This window comes from Mycobacterium sp. 1274756.6 (assembly GCF_001668625.1).
GTDB lineage: Bacteria > Actinomycetota > Actinomycetes > Mycobacteriales > Mycobacteriaceae > Mycobacterium.
Map to the genome: position 1 here is coordinate 1 of NZ_LZLJ01000050.1, position 18,376 is coordinate 18,376.

An 18,376-nucleotide genomic window follows, 5' to 3' on the forward strand; every position below is an offset into this window, starting at 1 on the left:
ACGACGACGACCGCGCCCGCCGCCGCGGTCTGGTACTCGGCCGGCAGCAGGCCGACGGGATGAGCGAACTGCGCGGCTACGTCAGCCCGGAACTGCGCGCCACCCTGGAGGCCGCCTGGGCCAAACTGGCCGCACCCGGGATGTGCAACTCCGAGCAGAGCACCCCGACCGTCGACGGCACCCCCAGCGCCGAGGCCGTCGACGCCGATCGGCGCAGCGCCGCGCAACGCAACCACGACGGCCTGCTGGCCGGCCTGCGGGCGTTACTGGCCTCCGGCGAGCTCGGTGCGCACAACGGGCTGCCGGCCACGATCGTCATCACCACCACCCTGGCCGAGCTGGAGTCGACCACCGGGCACGGCTTGACCGGCGGGGGCACCCTGCTGCCGATGAGCGACGTGATCCGGCTGGCCCGCCACGCCCACCATTATCTGGCGATCTTCGACAAGGGCAAGGCGGTGGCGCTCTACCACACCAAGCGACTGGCCTCGCCGGGTCAGCGAATCGTCTTGTACGCCAAGGATCGTGGGTGTTCACACCCGGGCTGCGACGTGCCGGGCTACTTCTGCGAGGTGCACCATGTGCGCGAGTACGCGACCAGCCCCGAAACCGCCATGGACAACCTGACTTTCGCCTGCCTGCCGCACCACGCACTGCTGACACCGGGCGGCTGGCGGACCAGGGTCAACAGCCGCGGCGAGGTCGAGTGGATTCCCCCGCGGCACCTGCAGCGCGGCAGCCCGCGCACCAACACCTTCCATCACCCGGAGAAACTGCTGGACGGCGATCCCGACGACGACACCGGGTGACCAGGTCAGCTGCAGGCGGCCAGCACCAGTTCGCGGACCCGCGCGGCGTCGGCCTGTCCCTTGGTGGCCTTCATCACGGCGCCGACGATCGCGCCGGCGGCCTGCACCTTGCCGCCGCGGATCTTCTCCACGACGTCGGGCTGGGCGGCCAGCGCCTCGTCGATGGCCGCCTGGATCACCGAGTCGTCGCGGACCACCTCGAGTCCGCGGTCGGCCATCACCTGCTCGGGCTCGCCCTCGCCGGCGAGCACCCCTTCGACCACCTGCCGCGCCAGCTTGTTGGACAGCTTGCCCGCCTCGACCAGCGCCACCACCTCGGCCACCTGTTTGGGGGTGATGGCCAGGGCGTCGAGTTCGACGCCGGCCTCGTTGGCCTTCTGCACCAGGAAGTTGCCCCACCAGGCCCGCGCGGCCTCGCTGGGGGAGCCGTGGTCGACGGTGGCGGCCACCAGTTCGACGGCCCCGTTGTTGACCAGGTCGCGCATCACCTCATCGGAGATGCCCCACTGCTCCTGGATGCGCTTGCGCGCTAGCCAGGGCAGCTCGGGGATGGTGGCGCGCAGCTCCGCCACCAACTCCGGGCCGGGCGCCACCGGCTCCAGGTCGGGTTCGGGGAAATACCGGTAGTCCTCGGCGGTCTCCTTGGCGCGCCCCGGGCTGGTGTAGCCGGCCTCGTGGAAGTGCCGGGTCTCCTGGGTCACCTGCCCGCCGGCGGTCAGCACCGCGCCCTGCCGGCGCATCTCGTAGCCGACCGCCACCTCGACGCTCTTGAGCGAGTTGACGTTCTTGGTCTCGGTGCGGGTGCCGAACTCCTCGACGCCCTTGGGCTTGAGCGACACGTTGGCGTCGCAGCGCATCGACCCCTGGTCCATCCGCACGTCGGAGACCCCCAATGCGCGCAGCAGGTCCCGCAGCGCGGTGACGTAGGCGCGTGCGATCTGCGGGGCCCGCTCCCCCGCCCCGACGATCGGCCGGGTGACGATCTCGATCAGCGGCACCCCGGAGCGGTTGTAGTCGATCAGCGAGGCGGTGGCGCCCTCGATGCGGCCGGTCACACTGCCCAGGTGGGTGAGCTTGCCGGTGTCCTCTTCCATGTGGGCGCGTTCGATCTCCACCCGCCAGGTCGAGCCGTCCTCCAGCGGCACGTCCAGGTAGCCGTTGATCGCGATCGGCTCGTCGTACTGGGAGATCTGGTAGTTCTTGGGCATGTCCGGGTAGAAGTAGTTCTTCCGGGCGAACCGGCACCACGGCACGATCTCGCAGTTCAGCGCCAACCCGATCCGGATCGCCGACTCCACCGCCGCGTCGTTGAGCACCGGCAACGATCCCGGCAGCCCCAGGCACACCGGGCAGACCTGGGTGTTGGGCTCGGAGCCGAAGGTGGTGGCGCACCCGCAGAACATCTTGGTGGCCGTGGACAGCTCCACGTGGACCTCCAGACCCAGCACGGGATCGAAACGCGCGATGACGTCGTCGTAGTCGAGCAGTTCGGTGGTGGCGGCGGTCATGGCCCGAGTCTATTCGGCCCCGCGATTCGCTCCTCGCCCCCCGGCGCGCCGTCGGTAGGCTCGCCCCGTGTTACGCGTGGGAACGATTGCTGCCGCGGCGCTCGCCGCCCTGTTCGGCCCGGCCGTCACCGGCTGCCACACCCCGACCGGCGAGCCGGGCACCGAGGTGGTCCACGTCGTGCCGGTGGACCGGGACGGCCAGCCGGTCGACGGCTACCGGGTGGCGGCGGAGGGCGGGCTGGTCGACGACTGCACCAACCCGTCGCCGTCGGCTGTCGCCGACGACATCTACCTCTGCTTCCCCTACGCCGCCGGTGCCTACCAGTGCTGGTCGTCCCCACCGGAGTCGATGCTGTGTCTGTACGACCCGACCGAGCGGCAGCTGCGTCGGGTCACCTACACCGGGGAGTTGCCGGAGGTGCATCCCCTCGCCACCCCCGAGCCGTTGGCGTTGCGTCTCGACGACGGCACGCTGTGCTTCCTGCGGCACGGCGGGGCGTGGGGCGTGCGCACCGACGGCTACGAGGCCGCCTACGGCTGCTCGGGTGAGGACACCGTGTTGCGCGGCATCGACCCGGACGCCCCGCCCGCGGTGGACCGCTCCGACCGGGCTTGGACGGTGCAGGTCGGTCCCGTCGGCCCGGCCGCCGACCCGGCGCCGCCGCAGACCCGCACCGTGGCTACGGCCTGGTTCGCCGGTGACCCGGGCTGAGGTCACACCGGCCACTGCTCCATCCGGTAGGCGCCGTCCCAGAACATCCACTCGTAGCGGGCGGTGGTGTGGAAATGCCTGCGCATCGCGGCCAGTTCGTCCTCGGCGGCCCGCGCCCCGATCCGGTCGGTGACGGTCAGTGCGGCCTCGACGACGGCCTGGAACTCCGCCTCGGCATAGGCGTCGATCCAGCGCCGGTACAGCGCATCGGTGGAGCCGCCGGCCTGCAGGTGCTCCCCCACCCGCGCGTAGATCCAGTAGCACGGCAGCACCGCGGCCACCGCTTCGGCGTAGGAGCCGGAGTAGGTGACCGCCAACAGGTAACTGACGTAGGCCTGGGTGGTCGGTGCGATCGGCAGCGCGGCGGCCCGCTCGGCGTCCAGGCCCAGGCCGTCGAGCAGTTCGGCGTGCATCTCCCGCTCGGCGGCCACCGCCTGGCCGGCGTGTTCGGCGAACATCATCAGCTCGGCCTCGTCGGGCGCCTTGGCCGCGCACACCGCCAACGCCTTGGCGTAGCCGCGCAGGTAGTGCGCGTCCTGCACGATGTAGTGGCGGAACCGCTCCCGCTCCAACGAGCCGTCGGTCAGCCCACTGATGAACGGATGGGCGCAGATACCGCGGTAGATCTCCGCGGCGTCGGCCCAGAGCAGGTCACGGGTACGGGAAGCCATGGGTTCCACCGTATCCGAACCGTCGCCGCGAGACCGTTTGACAGCGAACGGTATTCGCTGCTCGCTAGAATCGGGAGCCGAGACTTCGGGAGGTCTGATGACCGAGCGCAATGTGTTGGGCGGTCCGTTGCAACCCTGCGGCACCGACCCGCTCACCGGCTTCTACCGTGACGGCTGCTGTTCGAGCGGTCCCGAGGATGCCGGGCTGCACACGATCTGCGCGGTGGTCAGCGCGGAGTTCCTCGACCACCAGCGCTCGATCGGCAACAACCTGACCACACCGGTACCGCAGTACCGGTTTCCCGGCCTGGCCCCCGGTGACCGCTGGTGTGTGACCGCCCGCAACTGGCTGCGGGCGCATCGCGACGGCCGGGCGGCGCCGGTGGTGCTGGCCGCCACCCACGAGCGCACCCTCGACGTGGTGCCGCTGGAGGTGTTGCGCCGCTACGCCGTCGACGTGCCCGACGACCCCGGCGACCTGTAGACCGTCAGCCGAAGAACGCGGCGGCGTCGTCGTAGCGGCTCTGCGGCACCAGCTTGAGCTGACGCACCGCGTCGGCCAGCGCCACCCGGCCGATGTCCTGGCCGCGCAACGACACCATCATCCCGTACTCGCCGGCATGGGCGGCGTCGGCGGCGTTGACCCCGAACCGGGTCGCCAACACCCGGTCGAACGGGGTCGGGGTGCCGCCGCGCTGCACGTGGCCCAGCACGGTCACCCGGACGTCCTTTTTGACCCGCTGCTCGAGTTCGACGGCCAGCTGGGCGGCCACCCCGGTGAACTTCTCGTGGCCGAACTCGTCGGTGCCCCCGGCGCGCAGCTCCATCGAGCCGGCGGCGGGTTTGGCGCCCTCGGCGACCACGCAGATGAAGTGCGACGACCCGTGCTGGAACCGCTTTTTGACCAGCCGGCACACCTCGTCGATATCGAACGGCTGCTCGGGGATCAAGATGGCGTGCGCGCCGGCCGCCAGACCGGAGTTCAGCGCGATCCAGCCGGCGTGGCGGCCCATCACCTCCACCAGCATCACCCGCTGGTGGGATTCGGCGGTGGAGTGCAGCCGGTCGATGGCGTCGGTGGCCACGGTCAGGGCGGTGTCGTGACCGAATGTGACGTCGGTGCAGTCGATGTCGTTGTCGATGGTTTTCGGCACCCCGACCACCGGCACGTTCTCCTCGGAGAGCCAGTGCGCGGCGGTCAGCGTGCCCTCCCCGCCGATCGGGATCAGCACGTCGATGCCGTTGTCGTCGAGGGTCTGTTTGATCTGGCTCAGGCCGGCCCGCAGCTTGTCCGGGTGCACCCGCGCGGTGCCCAGCACGGTGCCGCCCTTGGTCAGCAGCCGGTCGTTGCGGTCGTCGTTGTAGAGCTGGATGCGCCGGTTCTCCAGCAGTCCGCGCCAGCCGTCCTGGAACCCGACCACGCTGGAGTTGTAGCGCGCGTCGCAGGTCCGCACGATCGCTCGGATGACGGCATTGAGGCCCGGGCAGTCACCACCGCCGGTGAGGATTCCGATTCGCATGTCCCCCATCTTGCCGGGTCGGTGCCGCGCGCGGGTGCCGACGTCGATCCGCGGGGAAGGTGTGTGCCCCGTGCCCGCCCTCGTCGTCGCGGGTCTGCGCGTGGTGATGTGCCGTGCGCGTTGCGCTGTCACCGGTGCGCGTTGCGGGGCTGAGGTGTGAGGAGGGAATCGAACCCTCTGCACTGCCCTTCGTGCGCCACAGAGACCGGACTTGGCCCGCCGGTCGGGGCTTGCGCACGCCCCCGCGACAACTACCTGCCACACCTCGAACCTTCGAGGATCAATCGAGCAGATCGACCTCCCAGTTGGCTCGCTGGATCCGGACGTCGAGTTCGCGCAGCGCCTTGGCGACCTCGTCGGCACGCGACCGCAGCTCGGCCACCGGCAGCGCCGAGAGCATCTTCAGCTCCGAGCGCAGCTGACGCGTGTACCCGCCCTGGTTGCTGCCCGCGGCGGCGTCGGCGGCGTTGGTGAGCAGCTGGTAGCGCAGCCGCAGCGCGTCGCGGCGGGCCAGGGCGTCGGTCACGGTGCCGTCGTCCCCGAGCGAGGTGGCCGCGTTGGTGCGGTTGATCCGGCGCAGCATGGTCTGGTAGTTCTCGAGCGCCACCTCGGCCTCGGCGAGCAGGCTCGCCGCGTCCTCGGCCGGTTCCTCACCCTCCTGGTAGCGGGCGTTGTTGACGATGCGGGTGCGCAACTGTTCGACGCGGCGCACCGCGTTCGCCCGCGCCGAGAGCGCTTCGGCCAACTTCACCGTGGTGTCCTTCCTGCCCTGCCGGATGGGCCTGCGGCGCCCAATCTTGTTCCGCGGCCATCATTGCACCGGGCCGCGGAGCCGCGGAACACTTTTTTACAGGGTCGGGGCGACCGGCAACTCCCCGCGCGCGGCCTCGTAGGCCGCGCCCACCTGATAGAGCCGATCGTCGGCCAGCGGCGGCGCCATGATCTGCAGGCCGACCGGCAGGTTGTCGTCGGCGGACAGCCCGGCGGGCACCGAGATCGCGCAGTGGCCGGCGAGGTTCATCGGCAGCGTGCACAGGTCGAAGAAGTACATCGCCAGCGGATCGTCGATCTTCTCGCCGAGCTTGAACGCGGTGCTCGGCGTCGTCGGCGACACCAACACGTCGACGTTCTGGTAGGCGGCGTCGAGGTCGCGGGCGACCAGGGTGCGCACTTTCTGCGCCTGGTTGTAGTAGGCGTCGTAGTAGCCCGCCGACAACGCGTAGGTGCCGATCATGATGCGCCGCTTGACTTCCGGGCCGAAACCGGCGGCGCGGGTCAGCGCCATCACCTCTTCGGCGCTGCGGGTGCCGTCGTCGCCGACCCGCAGCCCGAAGCGCATCGCGTCGAAGCGCGCCAGGTTGCTGGAGACCTCCGAAGGCATGATCAGGTAGTAGGCGGCCAGGGCGTGCTCGAGGTTGGGGCAGTCGACCTCGCTGACCTGCGCGCCGAGTTCGCTGAGCTGCTCCACCGCCGCGTCGAACGACGCCAGCACCCCGGGCTGGTAGCCCTCCCCGCTACGCAGTTGGCGCACCACCCCGACGCGCACGCCGCGTAGGTCCCCGGTGGCGCCGACCTGGGCGGCGGCCACCAGGTCGGGGATCTCGGCGGTCACCGAGGTGGAGTCGCGGGCGTCGTGCCCGGCGATGACCTCGTGCAGCAGGGCGGCGTCGCGCACGGTGCGCGCGCACGGCCCGCCCTGGTCCAGGGAGGAGGCGCAGGCCACCAGCCCGTAGCGCGACACCGTGCCGTAGGTGGGTTTGACCCCGACGGTGGCGGTGAGGGCGGCCGGCTGGCGGATCGAGCCGCCGGTGTCGGTGCCGATCGCCAGCGGCGCCTGGAACGCGGCCAGCGCGGCGGCGCTGCCGCCGCCGGAGCCGCCGGGCACCCGGTCGGTGTCCCACGGGTTGCGGGTCACCTGGAAGGCGGAGTTCTCGGTGGAGGAGCCCATCGCGAACTCGTCCATGTTGGTCTTGCCCAGGATCGGGATGCCCGCCGCACGCAGCCGCATGGTCACGGTGGCGTCGTAGGGGGCGTGCCAGCCCTCCAGGATCTTCGAGGCGCAGGTGGTGGGCATGTCCACGGTGGTGAACACGTCCTTGAGCGCCAGCGGGACGCCGGCCAGCGGGGACGCCAGTTGCTCGCCCGCGGCGATCGCGGCGTCCACGGCGGCCGCGGCGGCCAGCGCCGCGTCGGCGGCGACGTGCAGGAACGCGCCGTAGCGCTCGTCGGTGGCGTGGATCTGGTCCAGGCAGGCCTGGGTGATCTCGACCGACGACAGCTCACCGGCGGCGATGCCCGCGGCCAGGGTGGCGGCGTCGGAACGGACCAGCTCGTCGGTCATTGCTCTTCTCCGAGGATCTGCGGCACCGCGAACCGGCCCTCGGCGGTCGCCGGCGCGCCGGCCAGCGCCTGGTGCTGGGTCAGCCCCATCCGCACCCGGTCCGGGCGGGTGACGTTGACGTCGGGCAGCGGGTTGCCGGTGGGGGCGACACCGTCGACGTCGACGGACTGAATGGTGCTGACGTGGGCCAGGATGGCGTCCAGCTGGCCGGCGAACCCGTCCAGCTCGGCGTCGGTCAACGCCAGCCGGGCCAGTTTGGCCAGGTGGGCCACCTCGTCACGGGAGATCTTCGACACGGCCGCCAAGCCTAGTCGCGTGGGTGCGTCGGGCCGGAGACGGCCCGGCGCTCTGGCGGCCGCACTGTGCCACAGTTGACGGTGTGTCGACGTATCTGATGCGGGTGCAGCTGCCCGACCGGCCCGGGTCGCTGGGGTCGCTGGCGGTCGCGCTCGGCGCGGTCGGCGTCGACATCCTCTCGCTGGACGTACTGGAACGCACCGCCGGCAGCGCGGTGGACGACCTGGTGGTGGAGCTGCCCGCCGGGGGCATGCCCGACCGGCTGATCAGCGCCGCCGAGGCGCTGCCCGGGGTACGGGTGGACAGCGTGCGGCCGCACACCGGCATGTTGGACGCGCATCGCGAGCTCGAGCTCATCGACCACATCGCCGCCGCGGGCGGGCGGGCCGCCAAGCTGAAGGTGCTCGTCGACGGCGCGCCGCGGGTGCTGCGGGCGGGCTGGTGTGCGGTGGTGCACGGCTCCGACGACGAGGTCAGCCGGGTCGCCGGCAGCGGCAGCGCGCCGGAGACCCGGGTGCGGGTGGCGCCCTGGCTGCCGCTGGACCGGCCCACCACGCTGGATATCGAGGCGGATTGGGTGCCGACGCTCTGGCGGGAGCTGCACACCGCGCTGGCTGCCGCCCCGCTGGGCGACCCGCGCACCGCGATCGTGCTGGGCCGCCCCGGCGGCCCGGAGTTCCGGGCCTCGGAGGTGGCGCGGCTGGGCTATCTGGCCGGGATCGTGGCCACGCTGCTGCGCTGAGCGTTGTCGCGCTGAGCGGTGGCCGCCACCAGCGGTCAGCGCAGTGTGGCGGTCGGCGGGCTGGTCGACACGTCGGCCTTGCCGTAGATCGTCGTCGAGACCGTGCCGGTGACATCGCCGCCGCCGCGTTTCTTGGCCTTCAGCGGCCAGTCCAGCGTGCCGTCGAAGCGCACCGTCATGTCGAACTGGCTGAATCTGTTCAGGGTCAGCGGGCTCAGGTCGGGCATGCCCCACTCGACGGTGTTCTCCATGGCCTCGCTGCGACTCACCCGCTGCGGGCAGTCCGGCGGGGACAGCGCGCGTGATTTGTTGCACTCGGTGATCGCGGCCTTGATCGCGGTCATCACGCCCTGCCTGCCCTGCTCGCTGAGCTCGAACTCGACGTTCATCGAGGTGAACGAGGCGTAGCTGAATCCGTTGAGCAGCAACGGTTCCGAGGTGACCTTCAGGTTCTTGTTGGTGCTGGCCAGGTCCAGCCAACCCGGGAAGACGTAGACGGCCGAGTCCACGGGCTTGCCGAACAGGGTCAGTGTCTCCATCGGGGTGTTGCGGGTGCGGGTGGGCGGCTCCACCTTGATCGCGGCCTGCTTGAGCTTCCACTCCTTGCCGGACCGCTCCAGCTGGATCGTCTCGTCGGAGGTCTTGTCGCCGAACTTCACCCGCACGTGCACGCTGGCCATGCTGATGAAGTTGGCGCCGTCGTCGGACAGGATCTGGATGTCGCTGATCGGCATCTTCTCGATCTGTTTCTTGAGGATCTCGTCGGTGAGCAGATCGGTCGAGCCGGGCTGGTCTCGGCCGTAGGACAGCGCGGCCTCGGCGTCGCCGCGGCTGAGCGCCTCCAGGTAGGCGGTCACCGCCTCACCGGGGGTGCCGTCCTTGCCGCCGCCACCGCCCAGCGTCACCACCGCGATCACCGCCGCCACCAGCACGACGACGCCGGTGATCACCAGGCCGATGATCAGCGGTTTGCGGTTGGGCGCCGGCGGCGGTCCGCCCTGCCACGGCGCGGGGCCGGGCGGCAGGTAGCCGGGCTGGTAGCCCGGTGGCGGCTGGTAGCCCGGCGGCGGGAACTGCGGGGCACCCGGGTTGCTCCCGGGGTAGTCGCCGGGTCCGAACGACATGGGGCTCCTCTCACCGCGGAGCGCCTGACCCCCGCCTCGGTTGCTGCCACCCGCCGAGCCGGGCGGGTCGCGCTCAGTTTAACCACGGCGCAGCCACCCCCAGCGCGGTGTTTTCACCCGCCGGATTCGGCCCCGGCCGGCCCGTTTTCCAGCAGCGCGACGAAGCCGTCCTCGTCGAGCACCGGCACCCCGAGCTCGACGGCCTTGTCGTATTTGGAGCCCGGCGCCGCCCCGGCGACCACGAAGGAGGTCTTCTTCGACACCGAGCCGGCGGCCTTGCCGCCGCGGGCGATGATCGCCTCCTTGGCCGCATCGCGGGAGAACCGGTCCAGCGACCCGGTGACCACGATGGTCAGCCCCTCGCAGGTGCGGGCGATGCTGGCGTCGCGCTCGTCGGCCATCCGCACCCCCGCCGCCCGCCACTTCTCGACGATCTCGCGGTGCCAGTCCTCCGCGAACCAGTCGGTGATGGCCGCGGCGATGGTCGGCCCCACCCCGTCCACGTCGGCCAGTTCCTCGGTGCTGGCCGCCATGATCGCCGTCATGCTGAGGAACTCGGTGGCCAGCGCGCGGGCCGCGGTCGGGCCGACGTGCCGGATCGACAGCGCCACCAGCACCCGCCACAGCGGCTTGTCCTTGGCGTTGGCCAGGTTGGCCAGCAGCCGCTTGCCGTTGGCCGACACCGTCCCCTTGCGGGTGGTGAACAGCGCGGTGCGCAGCAGGTCGTCCTCGGTGAGGGTGAACAGATCCCCCTCGTCACCGATCACCCCGGCGGCCAGCAGTTCGGTGGCCGCCTCATAGCCCAGGGCTTCGATGTCGAAGGCGCCGCGCCCGGCGACGTGGAACACCCGTTCGCGCAGCTGCGCCGGGCAGGACCGCGCGTTGGGGCAGCGGATGTCGACGTCGCCCTCCTTGGCCGGGGCCAGTTCGGTGCCGCACTCCGGGCAGTGGGTGGGCATGACGAACGCCCGCTCGGTGCCGTCGCGCACGTCGACGACCGGCCCGAGCACCTCCGGGATGACGTCACCGGCCTTGCGGATCACCACGGTGTCGCCGATCAGCACGCCCTTGCGGCCCACCTCGGCGGCGTTGTGCAAGGTGGCGAGGCTGACGGTGGAGCCGGCGACGGTCACCGGGGTCATGTAGGCGAACGGGGTGACCCGGCCGGTGCGCCCGACGCTGACCCGGATGTCGAGCAGCGTGGTGGTGGCCTCCTCCGGCGGGTACTTGTAGGCCACCGCCCACCGCGGGGCGCGGGAGGTGGCGCCGAGGCGGCGCTGCAGCGCCCGGTCGTCGATCTTGACCACCAGGCCGTCGATCTCGTGCTCGACGTCGTGGCGGTGCTCGCCCCAGTAGGTGATCCGCTCGGCCACCGCATCGATGCCCTCGACCCGGGCGGTGTGGTCGGAGACCGGCAGACCCCAGGCCTTCAGCGCGGTGTAGGCCTCGTGCAACGTGGCCGGGTCGAATCCCTCGGTGTGGCCCAGCCCGTGGCAGATCATCCGCAGCGGCCGGCGCGCCGTCACCGCCGGGTTCTTCTGCCGCAGCGAGCCGGCGGCGCTGTTGCGCGGGTTGGCGAACGGCGATTTGCCCTCGGCGACCAGTCCGGCGTTGAGCGTCTCGAAGTCGGCGAGCCGGAAATACACCTCGCCGCGCACTTCGAGCACCGCGGGCACCGGGTACTCGTCGCTGGCGGTGAGCTCGACCGGGATGTCGTCGATGGTGCGGGCGTTGAGCGTGACGTCCTCGCCGGTCACCCCGTCGCCGCGGGTGGCCGCGCTGACCAGCTTGCCGTCGCGGTACACCAGGGCCAGCGCGGCACCGTCGATCTTGAGTTCGCACAGGTAGGCGGTGTCGCCACCGATCTCGGTGCGCACCCGCGCCGCCCAGGCCATCAGTTCGTCGGGGTCGAACACGTCGTCGAGGGAGAGCATCCGCTCGAGGTGTTTGGCCGGGCTGAACTCGGTGGCGAACCCGGCGCCGCCGACCAGCTGGGTCGGCGAGTCGGGGGTGCGCAGCTCGGGGTGCTGCTCCTCCATCGCGAGCAGGGCGTTGAACAGCCGGTCGAATTCGGCGTCGGAGATGATCGGGGCGTCGCGCACGTAGTAGCGGAACTGGTGCTCGCGCACCTCGTCGGCGAGTTCGCGCCACTGTCGCCGCACGTCGGGGGCGACCGGGTCATCCTCGGGGGAGCTCACGACTGCAGGCTATCGCCGAACACCGTCTCGGGGTCGTCGGCCAGCGCGGCCGCGGCGAGCCGGGCCAGCTCGATCGCCCGACGCGCCCAGCCCATACTCGCTCCGGCGAGCCCGCAGGCCGGGGTGATGCCGACCCGTTCGGCGAGCACCGCGCGCGGCAGCCCGATCCGGTCGATGAGCGCCGCGGCCGCCCCGGCGACCTGCTCGACGCTCGGCCGGCGCGCCGGCTCCAGCGCGGGCACCGCGCCGAGCAGCACGCTGCGCCCGGCGTCGAGGAACTCCCCGACGCCGTCCTCGTCACCGCGCGCGAGCCGGCTGACGTCGACCGCTACTGCCGCTATCGCGCTGCGCCGCAGTAACTTCCACGGTAGCTGTGGGGCGCAGCAGTGCAGCACCGTATCGGCGGGCGCGGCGCAGGCGTCGAGCAGTTCCACCGCGACGGCCTGCTCCACCGCCGGCACCGGGGTCAGTGCGGTCACCCCGGTCAGGTGTCCGGCCAGCGCCGCGGGCAGCGCCGGCTCGTCGAGCTGCACCACCACCGGGGTGTTGAGGCGCCGGGCCAGCTCCGCGGTGTGGGAACGGATCCCCTCGGCCAGGGACGCCGCCAGGTCGCGCAGCGCGCCGGGGTCGGTGACGGCGCGGTGCCCGTTGCCCAGCTCCAGTTCGGTGGCCAGGGTGATCGGGCCGGGCACCTGCACTTTGACCGGCCTGCCCTGCCCGGCCAGCCCGGCGGTCTCCCACGCCTCTTCCAGAGCGTCGAGGTCCTCGGCGAGCAGGCTGGCCGCGCGCCGGGTCACCGCGCCGGGGCGGGTGGCCACCCGGTAGCCGCGGGGGGTGGTGTCGATCGCGATGTCGACCAGCAGCGCCCCGGCCCGCCCGATCAGGTCCGCCCCCACCCCGCGGGACGGCAGTTCGACCAGGTGCGGCAGCCCGGGCAGCTCCCCGACGATGACCGCCGCGGCCTGCCGCGGCGGCATGGCCGGCCAGGAGCCGATCCCGGTGGCGGTGGCGAAGACACTCACCGGCTCACCGTAGCGGCGCGGCGGCTCAGCGCAGGCGGCGGGCGATCTCACCGTAGCGTTCGAAACGCTCCCGGTCGCCGCCGTGGTGCAGGGGCAGCGCGTTGTAGAGCACGAGCCGATCGGTGAGGCCGCCGTACTTCGCGGTGAGGGCCTCGGCCAGGCCGTCCCAGGTCGATTCGGTGGCGAACACCGCCAGGTGCTCGTCGGTCACCTGGGCGGCCATCCCGGCGATGTCGGCGGCCTTCTGATTCTCCCGGATGCGGGCGGTGGTGCCCTCGAATCCGGCCTCGTCCCAGATGAAGGCGTAGTTGGGGGTGCTGCCGTAGAAGCTGAGGCTGGCCCGCACCAGCTCCCGTTCGACGTGGCGTTCGGCGTCGTCGTCGCCGACGATGGTCAGCGCCGGCACGGTCAGGGCGATCTCGGCGGGGTCGCGGCCCGCCGCGGCCGCACCGGCGGCGACGTTGGGCAGCACGTGTCGGCGCAGGTAGCCCGGCTCGCCCAGCGGGTGCACGTGCACCCCGTCGGCGACTTCGCCCGCCATCCGCAGCATCCACGGATTGACCGCCGCCGCATCGATTTTGGGGTCGGCCACGTCGATGGGCCCGGGGCTCCACTGCGGGGTGATGAAGTCCAGCTCATAGAACTCCCCCGCGTAGTCCAGCTCCCCGGTGCGAAACGCCGCGAAGCAGGCCTTCACCGCCCGCAGATAGTCGCGCAGCCGCGGGCCGGGCGGGTCGAACTCCACCCCGTAGCGGCGCTCCACGTGCCTGCGCACCTGGGTGCCCAGGCCGAGCCGGAAGTTGCCGCCGGTGGCCTGCTGCAACTCCCAGGCGGTCGCCGCGGTCACGAACGGGCTGCGCGGGAACGCGACCGCCACCCCGGTGGACAGCGCCAGGCCGGGCGCGGCCTGGGAGGCGACGGCGGCCCCGAGGTAGGCGGTGCGCCCGCCCTCGGTGAACAGCAGCCCGGCGAATCCGGCGGCCTGGGCGCGGCGGGCCAGTTCGGCGGTGCGGGCCAGCGGACCCGGGATCACCATCGCCTCGACGTGCATGCCCCTCACCGTAGCCAGCCGGGGCGCGGCTCACTCGGTGTCGGCGATGGTGGCGCTGGCGATCACCTCGTCGCCGGCCGGGTCGGGGAGGTAGCAGACCAGGGTCTGGCCGCGCGCCACCCCGCGCAGCGGGGCGCCCAGTTTCACCTCGAGGCGACCCGCCGCCGGCCGCGCGACCGCGGGCACGGTTTCGCCGTGGGCGCGCACCTGCACCTCGCACTGCACCGGGCCGGGGAAGACCGCGCCGCCGGTGTAGACCGGGTCGGCGCCGGTGAGCGCCCAGACGTCGAGATCCGCCACCGAGCCGACGGTGACGGTGCCGGTGGCCGCGTCGATGGCGGTCACGTAGCGCGGCTTGCCGTCGGGGCCCGGGCCGGCGATGCCCAGTCCCTTGCGCTGCCCGATGGTGAACCCGTGCACGCCGTCGTGGTGCGCCAGCACGGTGCCCTCGGCGTCGACGACGCTGCCGCGCCGCACACCGATGCTGGCGCCCAGGAAGGCCTGGGTGTCCCCGGAAGGGATGAAGCAGATGTCGTGGCTGTCCGGCTTGTCGGCGACCGCCAGGCCGCGGCGTTCGGCTTCGGCGCGGATCTCGGGTTTGGCGGTGTCGCCCACCGGGAACGCGGCGTGGCGCAGTTGCTCAGCGGTGAGCACGGCCAACACGTAGGACTGGTCCTTGTCGGCGTCGACGGCGCGGCGCAGCCGCCCGTCGGCCAGCCGGGCGTAGTGGCCGGTGGCGACGGCGTCGAAACCCAGCGCCACCGCGCGGGCGGCCACCGCGGAGAACTTGATCTGCTCGTTGCAGCGCACGCACGGGTTGGGGGTTTCGCCGCGGGCGTAGGACTCCACGAAGTCGTCGATGACGGTCTCTTTGAATCGCTCGGCGAAATCCCAGACGTAGAACGGGATCCCGAGCACGTCGGCGACGCGGCGGGCGTCGTCGGCGTCCTCCTTCGAGCAGCAGCCCCGCGAGCCGCTGCGCAGGGTGCCCGGGGCGCTCGACAGCGCCAGGTGCACCCCGGTCACGTCGTGGCCGGCGTCGACCATGCGGGCGGCGGCGACCGAGGAGTCCACCCCGCCGCTCATCGCGGCGAGCACCTTCATCGGATCACCCCCGCGCTGGCCAGCGCGGCCTGCCGCGCCCGCTCCACGGCGGCGGGCAGCACCCGCAGCGCGGTGTCCACGTCCTCCTCGACGCTGGTGTGGCCCAACGACAGTCGCAGCGATCCACGCGCCCCGGCCGGGTCCACGCCCATCGCGGTGAGCACGTGGGAGGCGCGGGCCACCCCGGCGGTGCACGCCGAACCGGTGGAGCACTCGATGCCGTTGGCGTCCAGCAGCATCAGCAGCGAATCGCCTTCGCAACCACGGAAAGTGAAGTGGGCGTTGCCCGGCAGCCGGGGTTCGCGGGCGCCGTTGAGGACGGTGTCGGGGATGGCGGCGAGAACACCGTCGATGAGCCGGTCGCGCAGCCGGCTCAACCGGGCCGCGTTGTCGCCCATGGCGTTCACGGCGATGTCCACCGCGGCGGCCATCCCCGCGGCGCCTGCGACGTTCGGGGTGCCGGAGCGCACGTCGCGTTCCTGCCCGCCGCCGTGCAGCAACGGCACGCACGCCACGTCGCGGCGCAGCAGCAGCGCCCCCACCCCGGGCGGGCCGCCGAACTTGTGCGCGGTGATGCTCATCGCCGACAGCGCGGTCGCCCCGAAATCGACCGGCAACTGCCCGATCGCCTGCACGGCGTCACTGTGGAAGGGCACCTCGAACTCCGCGGCGACGCCGGCGAGCTCCTCGACCGGCAGCACGGTGCCGACTTCGTTGTTGGCCCACATGATCGACACCAGCGCGACGTCGTCGGTGCCCTGCAGCGCCTCGCGCAGCGCCGCCGGGCTGACCGAGCCGTCCGCGGCGGTGGGCAACAAGGTCACCTCGGCCCCCTGGTGGTCGGCCAGCCAGGTGACCGCGTCGAGCACCGCGTGGTGTTCCACCGCGGTGGTGACGATGCGGCGGCGGCGCGGGTCGGCGGCGCGCCGAGCCCAGTAGATGCCCTTGACCGCCAGGTTGTCGCTCTCGGTGCCGCCCGCGGTGAAGACCACCTCCGAGGGGCGCGCCCCCAGGGCCGCCGCGACACTCTCGCGGGACTCCTCCATCACCCGCCGCGCCGCGCGCCCGGTCGTGTGCAGCGAGGCGGCGTTGCCGACCGTGGCCAGCATGGCGGTCATCGCCTCGATGGCCTGCGGGTACATCGGGGTGGTGGCGGCGTGATCCAGGTACACCATGACCCGCTCAGACTACCGGCGGACGCCCGGGAGCGGCGCGCCCGGCACCGAGCGGTCCGGCAGCGCGACGCGGCCCGGGCGAGCGAAAGGCCCCCGCCACGGTGTGCCGGGGGCCTTTCGTCTGCTCGTGCCGGAAGCGGTCAGCCCTTGCGGGACTTGATCGCCTCGGTCAGCTGCGGGGCGACGTTGAACAGGTCGCCGACGATGCCGTAGTCGGCAATCTCGAAGATCGGCGCCTCCTCGTCCTTGTTGACCACCACGATGGTCTTGGAGGTCTGCATGCCGGCCCGGTGCTGGATCGCCCCGGAGATGCCCAGCGCGATGTACAGCTGCGGCGACACGGTCTTACCGGTCTGGCCGATCTGGAACTGGCCCGGGTAGTAGCCCGAGTCCACCGCGGCACGCGAGGCGCCCACCGCGGCCCCCAGCGAGTCGGCGAGCTCCTCGACGACGCTGAAGTTGTCGGCGCTGCCCACGCCGCGGCCGCCGGCCACGACGATGCCGGCCTCGGTCAGCTCCGGACGGTCGCCGGCCTCCACCGGGTCCCGCGAGGTGACCTTGGTGTCGTTCTCCTCGGCGCCGGGCACCTCGACGGTGACCTGCTCGCCGGCGCCGTCGGCGGGCTCGGCCTCGACCGAGCCGGGGCGCACGGTGATGATCGGGGTGTCGCCGTTGGCCTGGGCCTCGACGGTGAAGGCACCACCGAAGATGGAGTGCACCACCTTGGCGCCCTCCTGCACCTCGACCACGTCGACCAGCAGCCCCGACCCGAGCCGGGCGGCCAGCCGGCCGGCGATCTCGCGGCCGTCGATGCTGGCGGCCAGCAGCACGCCCGCCGGGGAGGCCGACTCGACCAGCTCGGCCAGCACGTTGACGTACGGGGTGATCAGGTATTGGTCGACCACGTCGGACTCGGCGACGTAGATCTTGGCCGCGCCGGCGGCCTTCAGCCCGTCGATCAGCGGCTCGGCGGTGCCGGGGGCGCCGATGACGACGGCGGAGGGCTCACCGAGCGCGCGGGCGGCGGTGAGCAGTTCGGAGGTGACCTTCTTCAGGGCACCGTCGGTGTGCTCGGCGAGCACCAGTACTTCAGCCATGTTGTCTCTTCCCTAAACCAGTCTGGACGTCTCTAGATGATCTTCTGGGCAACCAGGTACTCGGCGATCTTGGTGCCGCCGTCGCCCTCGTCGGTGACCTTCTCACCGGCGGTCTTGGGCGGCTTGGGCGTCGACGCCGTCACCGTGGAGCCGGCGTTGGCGAGCCCGACCTCGTCGCCCTCCACACCGATCTCGGCCAGCGAGAGCACGGTGACTTCCTTCTTCTTGGCGGCCATGATGCCCTTGAAGGACGGGAACCGCGGCTCGTTGATCTTCTCGTTGACGCTGACCACGGCCGGCAGGCTGGCCTCCAGGGCGAACACGCCCTCGTCGGTCTCCCGCTCGGCGGTGAGCTTGTCGCCCTCGATGGTGAGCTTGCGCACCTGGGTGACCTGCGGCAGGCCCAGGTACTCGGCGATGATGGCCGGCACCGCGCCGGCGACGCCGTCGGTGGACTCGTTGCCGGCGATGACCAGCTCGGTGCCCTCGATGGTGCCCAGCGCCTTGGCCAGCGCCCAGGCGGTCTGGATGGCGTCGGAGCCCTTCATGCCGTCGTCCTTGACGTGCACCGCCTTGTCGGCGCCCATCGACAGCGCCTTGCGGATCGCCTCGGTGGCGCGCTCGGGGCCGGCGGTCAGCACGGTCACGGTGCCCTCGGCGCCCTCCTTCTCCCGGATGAGCAGGGCTTCCTCGACGGCGCGCTCGTTGATCTCGTCGAGCACCGCGTCGGCGGCCTCCCGGTCGAGGGTGAAGTCACCCTCGGTGAGCTTGCGCTCCGACCACGTGTCAGGGACCTGTTTGATCAGGACCACGATGTTCGTCATAAGTCTGGTCTGTCCTCCTCGAACGCGTCCTGCAGCGGCGGCCACCGGACTTGGCTCACGATAATGCGGAACAACACATCAGGTTACTCATGGGTAACTTAGCCCGTTTCGCCCGTCTACCATAACGGGTGCCGTGACGGGTTCTCGCTGCGCGTCGGGGTGACCCATTCGCACCCGGCGA

18 protein-coding genes are annotated in these 18,376 nt (G+C 71.9%); 4 read left to right on the forward strand and 14 right to left on the reverse strand.

Going from position 1 to position 18,376, the window contains the following annotated elements; all coding sequences use genetic code 11:
- The coding region (locus A5643_RS06725; protein ID WP_156628596.1) for an HNH endonuclease signature motif containing protein at positions 1–809 on the forward strand (809 nt) is incomplete at its 5' end.
- 5 nt (positions 810–814) lie between these two features.
- Here A5643_RS06725 and gatB read toward each other — a convergent pair.
- A complete protein-coding gene (gene gatB / locus A5643_RS06730) occupies positions 815–2,317 on the reverse strand; it encodes an Asp-tRNA(Asn)/Glu-tRNA(Gln) amidotransferase subunit GatB (RefSeq protein ID WP_066853257.1) in 1,503 nt (500 codons plus the stop codon).
- 67 nt (positions 2,318–2,384) lie between these two features.
- Between gatB and A5643_RS06735 the strand changes: the two genes are divergently transcribed.
- A complete protein-coding gene (locus A5643_RS06735) occupies positions 2,385–3,029 on the forward strand; it encodes a hypothetical protein (RefSeq protein ID WP_066853261.1) in 645 nt (214 codons plus the stop codon).
- A 2-nt stretch (positions 3,030–3,031) separates the two neighbouring features.
- Here the strand turns inward: A5643_RS06735 and tenA are convergent, their stop codons facing one another.
- Positions 3,032–3,700 carry a thiaminase II gene (gene tenA, locus A5643_RS06740; RefSeq protein ID WP_066853268.1) on the reverse strand — a complete coding sequence of 223 codons (669 nt, stop codon included), beginning with the start codon at positions 3,698–3,700 and terminating at the stop codon, positions 3,032–3,034.
- A 97-nt stretch (positions 3,701–3,797) separates the two neighbouring features.
- On the opposite strand from tenA, the gene A5643_RS06745 reads away from it, so the two are divergent.
- The gene (locus A5643_RS06745; RefSeq protein ID WP_066853270.1) at positions 3,798–4,184 is read left to right on the forward strand and encodes a DUF2237 family protein; all 387 of its coding nucleotides are present in this window, start codon (positions 3,798–3,800) and stop codon (positions 4,182–4,184) included.
- A 4-nt stretch (positions 4,185–4,188) separates the two neighbouring features.
- Here A5643_RS06745 and A5643_RS06750 read toward each other — a convergent pair whose 3' ends face one another.
- From A5643_RS06750 to gatC, 4 genes are all read right to left on the reverse strand, one after another.
- Positions 4,189–5,220, reverse strand: a complete 1,032-nt coding sequence (locus tag A5643_RS06750; protein WP_066853405.1) for an ATP-dependent 6-phosphofructokinase — start codon at positions 5,218–5,220, stop codon at positions 4,189–4,191.
- 280 nt (positions 5,221–5,500) lie between these two features.
- Positions 5,501–5,971 (reverse strand): DIP1984 family protein, encoded by a 471-nt coding sequence (locus tag A5643_RS06755; RefSeq protein ID WP_066853272.1) that lies wholly within the window; start codon positions 5,969–5,971, stop codon positions 5,501–5,503.
- A gap of 96 nt (positions 5,972–6,067) precedes the next feature.
- On the reverse strand, positions 6,068–7,561 hold the full coding sequence (gene gatA / locus A5643_RS06760) for an Asp-tRNA(Asn)/Glu-tRNA(Gln) amidotransferase subunit GatA (RefSeq protein WP_066853274.1): 1,494 nt from the start codon (positions 7,559–7,561) through the stop codon (positions 6,068–6,070).
- Positions 7,558–7,857: an Asp-tRNA(Asn)/Glu-tRNA(Gln) amidotransferase subunit GatC gene (gene gatC, locus A5643_RS06765; protein WP_066853407.1), complete on the reverse strand. Its 300-nt coding sequence runs from the start codon at positions 7,855–7,857 to the stop codon at positions 7,558–7,560. The genes gatA and gatC overlap by 4 nt, the downstream gene beginning before the upstream one ends.
- A gap of 83 nt (positions 7,858–7,940) precedes the next feature.
- Here gatC and A5643_RS06770 point away from each other — a divergent pair, with 83 nt between their 5' ends.
- Positions 7,941–8,600 carry an ACT domain-containing protein gene (locus A5643_RS06770; protein ID WP_066853276.1) on the forward strand — a complete coding sequence of 220 codons (660 nt, stop codon included), beginning with the start codon at positions 7,941–7,943 and terminating at the stop codon, positions 8,598–8,600.
- 35 nt (positions 8,601–8,635) lie between these two features.
- On the opposite strand, the gene A5643_RS06775 is transcribed toward A5643_RS06770, so the two are convergent.
- The 8 genes from A5643_RS06775 to A5643_RS06810 all read right to left on the reverse strand — a co-directional run bounded on the left by A5643_RS06775 (position 8,636) and on the right by A5643_RS06810 (position 18,195).
- A complete protein-coding gene (locus A5643_RS06775) occupies positions 8,636–9,724 on the reverse strand; it encodes a DUF4878 domain-containing protein (RefSeq protein WP_066853278.1) in 1,089 nt (362 codons plus the stop codon).
- A 113-nt stretch (positions 9,725–9,837) separates the two neighbouring features.
- Positions 9,838–11,922 (reverse strand): NAD-dependent DNA ligase LigA, encoded by a 2,085-nt coding sequence (gene ligA, locus A5643_RS06780; protein ID WP_066853280.1) that lies wholly within the window; start codon positions 11,920–11,922, stop codon positions 9,838–9,840.
- Entirely contained in the window at positions 11,919–12,944 is a 1,026-nt protein-coding gene (locus A5643_RS06785; protein ID WP_066853409.1) for a methionine synthase, read from the reverse strand. The genes ligA and A5643_RS06785 overlap by 4 nt, the downstream gene beginning before the upstream one ends.
- 25 nt (positions 12,945–12,969) lie before the next feature.
- Positions 12,970–13,995 carry a TIGR03617 family F420-dependent LLM class oxidoreductase gene (locus tag A5643_RS06790; protein ID WP_066853281.1) on the reverse strand — a complete coding sequence of 342 codons (1,026 nt, stop codon included), beginning with the start codon at positions 13,993–13,995 and terminating at the stop codon, positions 12,970–12,972.
- A 30-nt stretch (positions 13,996–14,025) separates the two neighbouring features.
- Positions 14,026–15,099: a tRNA 2-thiouridine(34) synthase MnmA gene (gene mnmA, locus A5643_RS06795; protein ID WP_066853283.1), complete on the reverse strand. Its 1,074-nt coding sequence runs from the start codon at positions 15,097–15,099 to the stop codon at positions 14,026–14,028.
- Positions 15,096–16,274 (reverse strand): cysteine desulfurase family protein, encoded by a 1,179-nt coding sequence (locus A5643_RS06800; RefSeq protein WP_066853285.1) that lies wholly within the window; start codon positions 16,272–16,274, stop codon positions 15,096–15,098. The genes mnmA and A5643_RS06800 overlap by 4 nt, the downstream gene beginning before the upstream one ends.
- Positions 16,275–16,414: 140 nt before the next feature.
- Positions 16,415–17,371, reverse strand: a complete 957-nt coding sequence (locus tag A5643_RS06805; protein ID WP_066853287.1) for an electron transfer flavoprotein subunit alpha/FixB family protein — start codon at positions 17,369–17,371, stop codon at positions 16,415–16,417.
- A 32-nt stretch (positions 17,372–17,403) separates the two neighbouring features.
- Complete coding sequence (locus A5643_RS06810; RefSeq protein WP_066853289.1) at positions 17,404–18,195, reverse strand: electron transfer flavoprotein subunit beta/FixA family protein; 792 nt, start codon at positions 18,193–18,195, stop codon at positions 17,404–17,406.
- Positions 18,196–18,376 lie beyond the last annotated feature (181 nt).